Origin of the sequence: Bacillus sp. Leaf49 (assembly GCF_001426125.1) — a bacterium.
Classification (GTDB): domain Bacteria; phylum Bacillota; class Bacilli; order Bacillales; family Bacillaceae; genus Bacillus; species Bacillus altitudinis.
Genome location: NZ_LMRK01000001.1, coordinates 276,674 through 290,539 on the forward strand (window position 1 = coordinate 276,674; position 13,866 = coordinate 290,539).

Annotated in this window: 11 protein-coding genes; all 11 read right to left on the reverse strand. The window is 42.9% G+C overall.

All coding sequences use genetic code 11. The annotated features are described in order from the left end of the window. Window positions 1–78: 78 nt before the first annotated feature. Window positions 79–1,254 carry a sialidase family protein gene (locus ASG46_RS01555; RefSeq protein WP_056702712.1) on the reverse strand — a complete coding sequence of 392 codons (1,176 nt, stop codon included), beginning with the start codon at window positions 1,252–1,254 and terminating at the stop codon, window positions 79–81. Beyond that, window positions 1,254–2,657, reverse strand: a complete 1,404-nt coding sequence (locus ASG46_RS01560; protein ID WP_025207958.1) for a sodium:solute symporter family protein — start codon at window positions 2,655–2,657, stop codon at window positions 1,254–1,256. The genes ASG46_RS01555 and ASG46_RS01560 overlap by 1 nt, the downstream gene beginning before the upstream one ends. A 71-nt stretch (window positions 2,658–2,728) precedes the next feature. Beyond that, the gene (locus ASG46_RS01565) at window positions 2,729–3,901 is read right to left on the reverse strand and encodes an iron-containing alcohol dehydrogenase (RefSeq protein WP_048003205.1); all 1,173 of its coding nucleotides are present in this window, start codon (window positions 3,899–3,901) and stop codon (window positions 2,729–2,731) included. A 4-nt stretch (window positions 3,902–3,905) separates the two neighbouring features. Next, entirely contained in the window at window positions 3,906–4,808 is a 903-nt protein-coding gene (gene dapA / locus ASG46_RS01570) for a 4-hydroxy-tetrahydrodipicolinate synthase (RefSeq protein ID WP_019743891.1), read from the reverse strand. Between the two features lie 179 nt (window positions 4,809–4,987). After that, on the reverse strand, window positions 4,988–6,274 hold the full coding sequence (locus tag ASG46_RS01575; RefSeq protein ID WP_056702715.1) for a heme ABC transporter ATP-binding protein: 1,287 nt from the start codon (window positions 6,272–6,274) through the stop codon (window positions 4,988–4,990). Beyond that, window positions 6,271–7,329 (reverse strand): FecCD family ABC transporter permease, encoded by a 1,059-nt coding sequence (locus ASG46_RS01580; RefSeq protein ID WP_019743893.1) that lies wholly within the window; start codon window positions 7,327–7,329, stop codon window positions 6,271–6,273. Before ASG46_RS01580 ends, ASG46_RS01575 begins: the two co-directional genes overlap by 4 nt. Further along, complete coding sequence (locus ASG46_RS01585; protein WP_008347105.1) at window positions 7,295–8,245, reverse strand: ABC transporter substrate-binding protein; 951 nt, start codon at window positions 8,243–8,245, stop codon at window positions 7,295–7,297. Before ASG46_RS01585 ends, ASG46_RS01580 begins: the two co-directional genes overlap by 35 nt. A gap of 170 nt (window positions 8,246–8,415) precedes the next feature. Further along, complete coding sequence (locus ASG46_RS01590; RefSeq protein ID WP_056702718.1) at window positions 8,416–9,807, reverse strand: glycoside hydrolase family 28 protein; 1,392 nt, start codon at window positions 9,805–9,807, stop codon at window positions 8,416–8,418. 20 nt (window positions 9,808–9,827) lie between these two features. Next, window positions 9,828–11,321 (reverse strand): UxaA family hydrolase, encoded by a 1,494-nt coding sequence (locus tag ASG46_RS01595; protein WP_046527686.1) that lies wholly within the window; start codon window positions 11,319–11,321, stop codon window positions 9,828–9,830. Next, window positions 11,318–12,769: a tagaturonate reductase gene (locus ASG46_RS01600; protein WP_046344462.1), complete on the reverse strand. Its 1,452-nt coding sequence runs from the start codon at window positions 12,767–12,769 to the stop codon at window positions 11,318–11,320. Before ASG46_RS01600 ends, ASG46_RS01595 begins: the two co-directional genes overlap by 4 nt. Before the next feature lie 59 nt (window positions 12,770–12,828). Next, window positions 12,829–13,839, reverse strand: coding sequence for a LacI family DNA-binding transcriptional regulator (locus ASG46_RS01605; RefSeq protein ID WP_056702721.1), 1,011 nt, complete (start codon window positions 13,837–13,839; stop codon window positions 12,829–12,831). Window positions 13,840–13,866: the final 27 nt, after the last annotated feature.

Below are 13,866 nucleotides of genomic sequence, written 5' to 3' on the forward strand. Positions count from 1 at the left end.
TTGAGACAACCCTCCAAACATCAATTATAAATGAAGAAAATGAGGGTTACAATTCACGGAAACACTGATCCCTTGCGGTTAAGACGTATGATGCATCCATTCTTCTTTCACACACACATACTTGATGGCTTGCCGGTAAAAAGTAAACGCAATGTGCAGGCTCCCATCTTTTCCTTCTATGATGGATGGATAGGAATATTCTCGATTCAATTTGTCCTTTGAGTTGTTTGTCATGGCGTAGCCATCACCAATTTCAAGGTTACGTCTGACGGGCCATGTCGCACCGTCATCCGTCGAGATGGCAAGTGTCATTGGCGCACGCGGTGTTCCCCAAAAGGCTGGACGCGCCTCTGTATCAACAGCCGTTCGTGTATCGCCTTCATCCTCAATTTCATCATACAAGGACGCTCTTCTTTCTGTTTGATCATCCGCGTTGATATGGTTATAAACGAGGGCAAGATGACCATTATGGAGCACCGTAAATTGAATGGATGAGTTATTGTTTGGCAGCTCTGTTGCTCTTGGCTCAGACCATGTCCGTCCATGATCCACTGAACGGCTCATATAAATCGAATCAGCAAACCGGCTTCTAAAGAGGGCAAGCAGGGAACCATCCGCACATTTTCCGATATTCATATGAACACAGCCAGTACTGTTGGGCACAGTGACCTCTTCCCAGGTCTTCCCTTGATCTGAGGAAATCTTCACAGCACTGACATCACGGTTTCCTGTCCATTTTACGCCAGGAATCGTTTTACAATAGAACACCGGAAGGAGCCAATCATCATTATCCAATACAACAATAGGCTGTCGTATAAACGTCCCCGGCTGATCAAATAAAGTACCAATCTCTCCCCAAGTCTCTCCTCTATCCTCCGATAAACGATATCTCACAAGAGCTGTATCTTGATTGCCAGAAAGTTGTGCTGTATAAAGCAGCCACAGCCTGCCATCTTTCTCTTGAAAAAGAACTGGATTTTGTTCAGATCTTGTAGAATCATCAGACAGCTTCACAGTTTTCGTCCATTGATTACTTCCTTGCTTGAGCCTTGACATATAGATAGAGATATCAGGAATTCCTTCTTGCGTACCGCCAAACCATACACACAGCAAATCTCCATTATCCAGTTCGATGAGATTAGCCGCATGGTTTTGCACGCAATCTGTTGGTAAAAAGGCTTCTTTTCTAGCTGCGTCTTGTTCATTTTGTCGCAATTTTCCATCTATTTTGATCATGATGTCTTCATTTGTCATCATAATTCTCCTTTCAGTGATTGATCCTTTTTAGCTGGCGGGCTGATCCATCGATCCATCACCAGAACTAGGAAAGGAATGATAATGGCCACATACATATTATCGATTCCAAATGGATTATCGAGTAAATACCACACCGTCGTGGCGATGCCTGAAGCGGCAAGACCAATGGTTGCTCCTCTATTTGAATTAAAGTATGGCAAGTAAAAGCCCATTGCTGCTACAACTGCAATCGATGTTCGAAGTGCTCGTGTAAAAAAGGAAAGTGACAGCAACTCTGGTGCAAGTGCGACCCCCACAAGCGGCACAATCCCAACCATGACGGCTACATACCGAGTCACCTTCATACGCTGCTCTGGTGATGGTTTCTTTTTCGGTACATAAAAGTCATCAATAATCAACGTGGTTGTAGCAAGTGCAACCGTCGAGACACCAACAAAAATGGATGCGACAAGCGATGTTGCCACAATAGCGCTCAAAATCGGATTCATATGCTGTAAAAAGACAGGGAAAGCATAAATAGGATCAATGTCTGGATATAAATAACGGGCTGCGACACCGATGATCCCGATCGCAATGGCAAGCGGCAAACAAAGGAGTGCTGCATACAGGGTCGATTTTTTCGCTTCTCGCTCACTTTTCGACGAGGTGATCGCTTGAATGATAAACTGCGTCGCAAAAATGGCCCCCATGTTTCCTATAAACCAAGCTCCAATCGTTCCCCAACCGATTGTCCCATCCCATGTAAAGAAATGGTCGGGTAATGTTTGTTTCATTGGCTCAAAGCCTTTTGTTAAATAAAGGGCTACCCCTAGTGTAATCAAAATCCCCGCATACTTCACAATTGAATGAAGGATCGTGACCCATGCAACCCCCTTCATTCCTCCGAAAGTAAAATAAAATGTACTCACAACCGCCGTGATGATGGCACAGGTCATTAAAGGAAGACCAAGAATGGATGCAATGGCAGCTGAACCACTTAAATAGTTTCCTAGATTCACCAAGAGCAGGGCTGCAATCATAATGACAGAGACAACAAGCTTTGTTGATTTCCCAAATTTTTGATCAATAATACCTGAAATCGTGTATTGTCCTGTTCGATAAAACTTTCCCACTAAGAAAAAGGAAAAAATAAAAAAAGCAATAGCAACTGTGATAACAGACCATGAAGCGGAAAGTCCGTGTGTAAAAGCAGATTCAGCTGTTCCGACAGTTGACTTCGTCCCAATGAATTCACTCATTAACAAAATACCGACCACAATAGCTGGAAGTGACTTAGCGGCATTGTTAAATTCTGAGTTAGACTTACTACGGAAACGCATCGTCAGCCAGGTCGTAAACAGAATATAGAGAATAATGACGATTAAAATAAATGTGATGACAGAACTACTTAAGACATTCACTTAAAATCCCCCTTTGTGTGCAAGCCGTATGAAGCAACTTCTCATGTCCCATCCCAGTGACGTATGAAGTGTTAAACGTGGAGCAGTTTCATGTAGACCTGTTCAATATCAGAGACAGACATCGGCTTCGGGTTGTTATCCATTAATCTCTTCACCTCTGAAGCAGCTTCAGCAAGTGCCGGTACATCTTCTTTTGACACACCGAAGGCTTTGAGTTGTTGAGGAATGTGTAAATCCGCTGTCCACTCTTCAATTTGACGAATCACTTGCTCCGCAAGCGTATGCTTTGAGCCTTTCTCTTCGATCCCTATCACTCTAGCAATATCTTCAAGTCGATCTTTGATATGATCTGCATTAAACGCCGTGACATGAGGAAGCAGCATGGAATTAGCGACACCGTGTGAAATTTTGTATTTCCCCCCTAACGGATAAGCCATTGCATGAACCGCAGCAGTTCCGGCACTTGTGAGCGCCATTCCCCCATACATGGCACCAATCAGCATATCTTCCCTTGCCTTCATGTTATCCCCGTGATGATAGGCCTCCTGAATACTTCCTGAAATGAGCCTCATCGATTCGAGTGCAAACATATCACTAAATGGATTGGCTTTATTTGAAATATACGATTCAAGCGCATGCGTAAACGCATCCATCCCTGTAGCTGCGGTAATGGCTTTTGGCAATTTGAGTGTCAGTGAGGGATCTAAGATCACAAGATCAGGCAAAAGGTATGGGCTGACCATGCCAATTTTTAATTCTTTTTCCGGAAAGGTAACAATCGCGTTTGGTGTCACTTCTGATCCCGTACCTGAGGTTGTTGGAATGAGAATCGTTGGAACTCCTCTTTTTTTAACAAGGTTCGTGCCAACGAGATCAGAAATTGGCTGATCATTCGTCTTTAGAACGGCTAATATTTTGGCCGCATCCAGCACACTCCCGCCACCAATCCCAATAACGGCTTCATGCTCCCCTTTTAAAAATGTCTGGAAGACGTCCTCGATATTTTCTTCCGTTGGTTCAGGCTTAATCTCTGTGCTGATCTCACTCGCAATCCCTTTTTTCGCAAGTTCTGTTTTGATTTGATCTGCGTAACCAAGAGATACGATGGATGGCTGCGTTAAAATAAAAATGGATCTCAACTTGCTAAGTCCTAATAGCTCTAGCTTCTCCCCAAGGAGCTCTAGAGAGTGAGCGCCAGAAACAATGTGTGATGCCGTTTGAAAGTGATATTGTGATATTGTCATCTCTTCACGACTCCTTTGCTGCTTTTGCTTGTATCCGATAATTCTCCATCATGTTCACCACAGCTTCTAAAGCTTCGCCGGATAATGCTTTGACCGGGCTTTTTGGCGGACCTACAGGAATCCCCGAAAGTTCAGCTGCTTTTTTCAAAGGTGCTGGTAACGTTCCTAATGTGAATGTGGCTCTTAACGGCTGCAGCTGCTGCTGAAATTGCTCACTTTGGTCAAGATTTCCTTGCTGAAACGATTCATAAATGCCAACGACGGTTTCTGGAAATACATTTGCCGTTGCCGCCACTGCACCTGTTCCGCCTAGCTTCAATGTCTCTAAAATGAGGGAATCCGTTCCTGCAAGCACGACAAACTCTTCATCCTTTGTAACATCGAGATACGCTTTGATATTGGCAATATCTCCACTACTGTCTTTAATACCTAACACATTCGGTAGGACGCTGAGCCTTGCAACCGTCTCTGGCGCAAGTGACACACCTGTTCTTGACGGAATGTTATAGAGCAAGATGGGGATGGTCACATTTTCTGAAATATGACGAAAATGCTCATACAGTTCCTCTTGTGATGGCGCAACAAAATAAGGGGTGATAACCGACAGGACATCTACGCCTAAATCTGCGAACTTGTTTGAAAGCTTAATGGTTGCCTCAGTACTATTCTCGCCTGCTCCCATGTATACAGGCACCCTGCCGCCCGCAGCCTTTACAACAGTTTCAGCAATTTGAAGCTTTTCTTCCTCTGAAAACAAATGAAATTCGCCGTTTGTCCCTAAAGCAAAGATGCCGTGCACACCAGAGTCGATTAAATGATCAATGAGTTGCTTTGTCACTTCTGGATGAAAATACTCTTCTTCTGTAAGCGGTGTCAAAATAGCTGGAATGATTCCCTGAATGTTCAAATGATCCTCCCCTTCCGATTGTTGCATTTTTAAACAATTAATTATTAAAACGCTTTCATGATTCTTATTATAAAAGTAATATGATTTATTTAGCAACATATTTTTCGTTTTTTTCAAATATTCAGTGGGTGACATAAGTAGATGTTGATGTTTTCAACAAAAAAAGTGAACCAGCCGGTTCACTTTTTCATTACATTTAACGTATGAAGAAGATGCTTCACTTTCAGTCTGACTCTTTCATGTAAATGAGCAGCATGCTCCTTTTCTTCTGCATTGGCAGCAGCGATACAAAGATGATGTACCTGGACACTTGTCTCTTGTTTAATGAAGTGCATCAGCTCGCCCATTAGCTGGACAGACGCACCATCTGATATCGTTCCTTTCAGCACAAGCCAAACGGACAGCTCTCCTTCTTGATGCATCCCATAAAGAAGGACATCTTCATCATCATCTTCAGCGGCGTATTGCTTTGGCCCATCAGATTGACCAAGAAATAAATTCCCTTCCTCATCATCCAGCATGTCATGGAGTGCTTCAGTTCCCGTTCCAAGGGACCGTGTCCAAAAGAAACCCCCGCTTTTCTCATGTGATGAAAGGATGCGCAATGGCCGATGAGTAGAAAATGTCATTCCGTTTGCGCCATATGTTTTCCACCCATCCGCTAAGTTCAGCCTTGAATGTTCAGAGATGGACGCAGGTTCAATTACCAGCTGAGGGTTTGCCCGCAGTGGATGTTGGAGAGGTGTTACATCTGTTTCATACACCCGGTTCACCCGTTCGGTGGTCAACACATGATGCGGTTCTCCCAGCATGTCCGTCTTTCCTTCATTCAGCAAAAGCAGACGGTCACAATACAAACTGGCAATGTTCACATCATGAAACACACCGATCACCGTTAAGTTAGAGGAAACCGTCTCTTGTTTAATCAAATCGAGTAACTCTTTTTGATAAGCTAAATCAAGAAAACTGGTTGGTTCATCGAGCAATAAATAGTCAGGGCACTGAGCCAGCGCTTGAGCTAAGTAAACCCGCTGCTGTTCTCCACCGCTTAACTCATGGATGGATTGATCCTTAAATTGAGCAATATCTGTTTGGTCCATCACCTTGCTGACAATCTCGATATCTTCTTTTGTAACAGATTGTAGCCACCCTTTCTGATAAGGATAACGCCCAAACTGGACCGTTTCTTCCACTGTAAATGAAAAGGCTTGATCGGTCTTCTGGGGAAGAACCGCCAATTTTTGCGCAAGTGCCTTTGGCCGGTAGGATTGAACTGGATGGCCACTTAGTGTTACTTGGCCGCTCTCAGGTGCTAAAATACCTGCGATCATTTTAAGTAGCGTCGTCTTACCGCTCCCATTCGGACCAAGGATGCCGAGGAATTCCCCTCGCTCCACTTCAAAACTCACGCCGTGAATGACCTCTTTTACACCATATCCTCCTCTAACTTCCTTCACTTGAATCATAGATGCGTCCCTCCTCTATATCTGCGGATGAGGATGATACCAAAGACAGGAGCACCAATTAACGCCGTAATGATGCCAATAGGCAATTCAGTCGGTTCAATGATCGTACGGGAGAGCACATCTGCTAAAACGAGAAAAGAAGCACCATTCAGCATCGACAAAGGCAGCAAATGACGATGATCCGTAATGGATAAAAGACGGATAAAATGTGGAATCACCAATCCTACAAATCCGATCGTTCCTGACACAGCCACCGCACTTCCAGTCAAAATCGAACCAGCAAGCAGCACCACATATTTGCTCCGTTTCACATGAACCCCTAACAGTTTTGCCTTTTCTTCGCCATATGTCATCACATTTAAATCTCTTCCCATCAGGATGAGTGCAAATGTACCAATGAGGAAAAAAGGAAGGAAAAGAGCAATATATCGCCAACCTCTCATAGACACACTGCCTAGAAGCCAATGAATAATCTCTTTTAAATCATCACCTGTTAACGCAATCATTAATGAAATGAGCGCTCCTAAAAAAGAGCTGAAGATGACCCCCGTCAAAATTAAAGAAGAAATGCTCATTCCTCGGTGAACCAGACGGGCAAAAAAGAGGACGAGACATAGTGTGACAAGCGCTGTTGTCATACTCAAAAAAGGCAGTGTAAAACTGCCAAGCAAAGGAAACTGCAAACTGAAAAACAATGTGGCTACAGCCCCCACAGATGCCCCTTGAGATACCCCAAGTGTATAAGGGTCAGCGAGAGGATTTTTTAATAAACCTTGAAAGGCTGCACCAGATAACGCCAGAGCTGCTCCGACTAACGCCGCTAATATCACTCTCGGCAGCCGGATATTCATCATAATATTGCGGTCAATTGCATCAATGGTTCCGGCCTCGATTCCAAATACTTCATGAACAAAGATCCGAAGTATAGAAGGAATGGGAATCCCTAAGCTGCCAAATGAGATTCCCATTCCAATGCTCACCACAAGAAGTAAAGCACTTGCTGTGTATGCGATGATGATTTTATTTGAACGTGTCAGGATAGATGCTTTTCGCAAGAGCCTCCACTCCTTCAACCAATCGCGGTCCCGGTCGTGATGCCAGATCCGTATTCAATTGAAAGACTTGTTTTTCTTTGACTGCTTTGATCGCCTTCCAGCCGTCTCTTTTTTTCAGATCAGCTAAACTTGCGCCATCAATCGTAACGATGGCATCAGGATTTCGTTTAATAATTGATTCTTCCGTCATTTGCACCCAGCCTGTTTGGTCGCCAGCAGCATTTTTTGCATGAATGACAGACAACATTTCGTCCATAAACGTTTGTTTACCTGTTGTATAAATTTCAGGCGCACCTGATACTTCGACAAAAACTGTTTTTTGTTTGTCTTTGGAGATGGATTCTGCTTGTTTTTTGATGTCATTCAGTTTTGATTTCATCTCATCTACAAGCTTCGTTGATGCCTCTTTTACGCCGGTTGCTTCACCAATCATATGGATAGACTTATAAACATCTTTGAAGGAAGCCGCATCATTGACAGTCAGCACTTGAATACCTGCATCTTCAAGCTGTTTAAATCCGTCTTTTGAGCTCATTTGTGATGCATGTGCTAAGACAAGATCAGGCTTTAAGGAAATAACCTTCTCTACATTGAAATCAAGACCGCCAATCTTCTCTACCTTTTCTACTTCCTTTGGATAGTTGTCAAAATCTGATCTACCCACGATTTTATCTCCAAGGCCAAGGGCATAGGCAACCTCTGTATTACTTGGAATTAACGAAACAATTCGTTTAGGCTGTTCTTTGATTTCAACTGTTTTACCAGCTGCATCTTTAATGGATACAGGAAATGCGGCAGCCGCTGTCTCTTTAGGCTTTGAACTGTTTGTTTTTTGGTCCGTTTCCGCACCTGCACACCCTGCTAAAACACCGATCACTAGTAACAATGATAGCCAAATACCAGTTAACTTCTTCATCAATAAACCCCCTGCTTTATGTACTGCTTGACGTCATCTCTTTCGTCAATTCTTTTCTAATTTCGGGAATATTATACTACAGTGCAGATAGGTTGTATATGCGACGGCCAATACGTTTTTTTGCCCTGATAAAAGAAAAACAGCCTTTGACGTGGCTGTTTTCACTTCCGCTATTGGTTGATATGTTCACCATTAATGACAACTTTCTGAAATGAAGGAGATACTGCATGTTCCAATGAAAAAGGGTACGTGACATCGTCAATGACACAGTCTTTCATTTTAAAGTGTGTGACCGGGGAATGTGAGTATGCGGCGATCTTGACACCATATCGCCCTCCGCTGCTTTTTAGCCCTTCTACTTCAATATGACGGACTACAGGCCTATGCGGACCGGCATCCCCTTCCTCATACATCATGTCGATACAGACCACCTCATGCTTTAAGCTTTTCACTAGATTGTTTTTAAAATAGATGTGTTCAATGGTACCGCCCCTGACAGAGTTGGTCTTAATGCGCAATGCCCTGTCGAGGTTCGGACTGTCCATGACATTATCCTCTGCATATACATACTTGACGCCTCCAGAGATTTCACTCCCGATCGTTACTCCGCCATGACCATCACGCATCGTATTTCTACGAATGACGATGTTTTCAGATGGAACACCGATTCTCCGGCCGTCCTCATTTCTGCCCGATTTAATGGCAATACAATCATCGCCATTATCAAAATAACAATCTTCAATGAGCACATGTCGACACGACTCTGGATTCACACCATCTGTATTTGGGCCATGACCGATGATATTCACCCCGCGGACGATGACGTTTTCACTTAACACCGGATGGACTTGCCACATCGGTGAATCCTTTACTGTCACTCCTTCAATGAGAATGTTTTGGCAATTGTATGGCTGGATAAAGCTTGATCTTAAATAATGTCCTTCGCCAAACACTCTTTCTTCCACTGGTATTCTTTTTTCAGCCATATCAAAAAGGAGCTGACGATCCCGATCTTGAGAGGGCTGACCATTTGTTCCATACTTCCAAGGCCACCAGTGGTGTTCATCCCCTCTCCCGTCCAGCGTGCCTGCTCCTGTAATCGCGATGTTTTCTGCATGATGGGCATAAATAAGTGGTGAATAATTATAAAGCTCAATTCCTTCATATCTTGTTAGGACAAGCGGAAGATAATGACGTGTATCTTGGCTGAAGGTCACATAGGCGTTTTCATGAAGATGAAGCTCTACATTGCTTTTCAATTCTAGAGCGCCTGTCAAAAATGTCCCTTCAGGAATCAGCACTCGCCCTCCTTTCAAACGATGTGCATCATCGATGGCAGACTGAATAGCATTTGTCGAAAGCTCTATCCCTTTGTTATCCGCGCCGTAATGAATGACATTGAATTCACGATCTGGGAACTTTGGCGCTTTTATCTGCTTTAACACATGATCTATGCCATTTGTTTCTTTGTCTTTTTTCCCTTGCTTTGCTAAACGTGCGAGTCCAATTCCTGTTAGTACTGTTCCTGCTGTCACATACATCAAATTTCGTTTTTTAGACATTTCATCATCCCCCAGACGCCTTAAAGTGTCACACCTGTTTTAAAAATAGCCAACTCTCTAAAATTGTTTTTTTCATGATTTAACAGCTTTCCACTCGCCACATCAATCACCGTGGCAATGAACTTCTCTAGCACCACATCTTCTGATACATCCTCAAGCAATTCCCCCGCATTAAAGTCGATCCAATGTTTTTTTGTTTCATATAAAGCGGTATTGGTCGATACCTTCATCGTTGGAACAAATGTGCCAAACGGTGTGCCTCTGCCTGTTGTAAAGAGGACGAGCTGACAGCCAGACGCTGCGAGAGCAGATGAAGCAACCAAATCATTCCCAGGCGCACTTAATAAATTCAATCCTTTTCGTTTTAGCAGCTCCCCGTATGTTAAAACATCCTTTATAACGGAAGTACCCGCTTTTTGTGTACAGCCGAGAGATTTATCTTCTAATGTCGAAATTCCTCCTGCTTTATTTCCCGGGGAAGGATTTTCATATACTGGCTGTCGATGATCCATAAAGTATTGTTTAAAATCATTGATCATCTGCACAATATTGTCGAATGTCGCTTTTGATTCCGCTCTCTCCATTAAGATCGTTTCAGCCCCGAACATTTCCGGTACTTCTGTTAAGACGGTGGTTCCGCCTTGAGCCACAATAAAATCGGACAGTCTACCTAAAAGTGGATTTGCGGTAATGCCTGAAAACCCATCTGATCCTCCGCATTTCAAGCCAATTTTCAGCTCAGATAACGGAATGTCTTCACGCTGATCTTCTTTCGCTGCGTCATAAATTTCCTTGAGCAAAGCGACACCTGTCTCAATCTCATCCCCTACTTCTTGGCTTCTTAAAAATTTCACCCTCGTCTGGTCATACTCCCCTAATGTAGCCTGAAAATCCTCAATGTCATTGTTTTCACAGCCAAGCCCTAGAACGAGAACCCCTCCAGCATTTGGGTGCTTTACGGCATTTTGAAGAATGGTTTTTGTGTTTTCATGATCATCCCCAAGTTGGGAGCATCCATAATTGTGCTTTAATACTAACGCCGTTTCAAAAGGATGGATGCTTCCCCCCATTTCAGCAGTAAATATTTGAATGATTTGATCGGCAATGCCATTGACACACCCAACTGTTGGGACAATCCAAAGCTCATTTCGTATACCACTTGCGCCATTTTTTCGTTTATACCCTTTGAATGTCAGATTCGTTTTTTCATAGGGGTTTTCTGTTAAAGAAGGTCGGTATTCGTAATCGAGCTTACCTGATAGATTCGTTTTGATATTGTGCGTATGCACCCATTCTCCAGCAGAAATCTTAGTGGCTGCATGACCAATGGGGTAACCATATTTGATGATATTCTCTTTTTCTTTAATCTCAACCAATGCAAATTTATGACCTTTAGCAACGGTTTCTTTTAAAATGATTGTATGACCTTGGTGCTGAAGCTCTTCGCCTTGCTCAAGCACTTTTAAAGCGATACCAACATTATCTGAAGGATGAATCACAACAAAGTCTCTCATGCCTTCTCCCCCTGACTTTCATATTGAAGAATTTGGTGAACAGCAGCTCTCATGCCATTTTCATGTATGAAGGTGAGCTGCTCGGCTACTGCATCCTTCAGCCCTGCGATCTTCGTCAAATCCATCCCCCATAAAACTTCGTTTGAAAGAAGTCGATCGACCATTGATTCATAGGAATGGTCCACTTCCTCCCATGCTTCCTTCATGAATGTCATCACAGACTCATCATCCTTTATTTGATCTGCATGGACTTGATAAAAATAAATCAAACTGCTCAGTGAGAACATAAGTTTCGTAGGCAACTGTTTTTTTAGCTCTATATAATCTAGAAGAGACGGGAGAATACGCGCCCGAAATTTCGATACACCATTTAAGGCAATATCAAGTAATTGATGTTTGACAAAAGGGTTGCAGAATCGATCCCAAACGGATTGTGTATAAAGCAGCAGCTCTTCTTCAGGAAGTGGCAAACCTGGCAGCACTTCCTCCTCAAGCATGCGGCGAATGAACACACCAACATGCTCATCATCCACCGCTTTTTTGACAGTATCCAAGCCACATGAATATGCAATCGGCACCATCGCTGTATGCGCACCGTTTAAAATGCGAACCTTGCTCATACGATAGGGAGCGATATCTTCCACAAAAAGTACGTTTAACCCTGCTTCTTGAAAAGGAAGCTCTTTTTGAACAAACGCAGGTGCTTCAATGACAAACAGGTGATAATATTCTGCTGTGACAAGCAATTCATCGATATACCCCTCTTCTTTTTGAACAGTCTCCGCTGCTTCCTGAGAAAATCCTGGGACAATCCGATCAACTAACGTATTACAGAACGTGTTGGCTTCCTTGACCCAAGCCACAAAATCAGGCGGAAGATTCCACTCAGCTGCCATTGTGATCACATATTCTCTTAATCGATCACCGTTTTGTTCAATCAATTCACAAGGTAAAATGATCAAGCCCTTTTTCTCATCTCCAGAAAAAGCTTTGAAGCGGTGATACAAGAAGGCTGTCAGCTTTCCTGGAAAACTTACTTGCGGCCGATCTTCTAATCGGTCCTCTTTTCTTAACACAAGTCCTGCCTCTGTTGTATTAGAAAAGACAAAGCGCACATTAGGACTTTCCGCTACATGTAAAAAGGCTTCATAATCTGTATATGTGCTGATTCCCCTGCTGATGGATTGAATGACGATCCGTTCGTTCATTTCTTTTTGGTCATGAAATCCTTGAATACATAAAGTGTACAAACCATCTTGTTCATTTAGAGCGGTCACTGATCCTTTTCGAGGAGGAACGACCACTGCTCTTCCTTTAAAATCTGTACAGTCGTTTAGCTTCTGGATCTGCCAATTCATAAATCCCCGCATAAAGTTTCCTTCGCCAATTTGTAGAATGGTTTCAGGATATTCAGCCACTGGGTACACATCTTTGGATAATCGTCTCAAACGCTTTTCCTCCCCCGCATTTTTTGCACACGTGAACATTTTCATTTAAAAGATGCTGATTACTGCATCTTTTTGACTGAATCTCTAATCATCAGCTCTGTGTGGACATACACTTTTTCCAGATGATCGTCTTCTTGCTTTTCACCGTTGATGACTGAAAGGATCGCTTCTGCTCCAAGCGCACACATTTTTCCAATTGGCTTTTTGACTGTTGTGAGGGCAGGCGTTGTATAAGATGAAAATGAAATATCATCAAATCCGATAATAGAGAGATCATCAGGACACCTTTTACCTTTTGCAAACAATGCATTCATCGCACCAATCGCCATGTCATCGTTTGAGCAAAAAAGGGCAGTTGGCGGATCATCAAGAGTGAGTAAGGCTTCCATTGATTCATAGCCGCTCTTCATATGATAGTCGCCTGTGATCATGTATTCTTTCTTCATGGGTACATGATGGTCAATGAGTGCTTGCAAAAAACCAGCTTTTCTTTCCTGTGTGGATTTAAACCCTTCTTTCCCTTCAATAATGGCAATTTGTTTATGCCCCTGCTGAATGAAATAGTGTGCAGCTTGATATGCCCCTTCACCATCATCCGCTAATATATTCATCACTTGATTACTTTCTACACGACGATTCAGTACAATAATGGGAATTCCCTGTTTTTTCACATGATGGATAAACGCTTCATCATGCTCGCTCTGGCTCATGAGCAAAATACCATCATACCGCTGTTTATGAATGGTTGTGTAATCGTGAAAATCGTCAATTCCTCTTACAACCAAATGATAGTTTTCTGTTATCACACTGTTGACGCCTTTTAATGCATCAACAAAGAAACTTGAGGATGTGCCTTCTGTTAAACTCGTAAAAAACAGACCAATTGTAAATGATTTTTGCGAGACAAGGCCTCTGGCATGGACATTCGGTGAGTAATTCAGCTGTTTTGCAATCGACAAGATGTTTTGTTTTGTTTTCTCTTTAATAAAAGGACTGTTATTCAAAGCCCTTGATACTGTGGTATGAGAAACGTTTGCCAATTTTGCTATATCTTTGATTGTGACTGTCATGCTATTCCGCCTTTTATGATTTTTTAT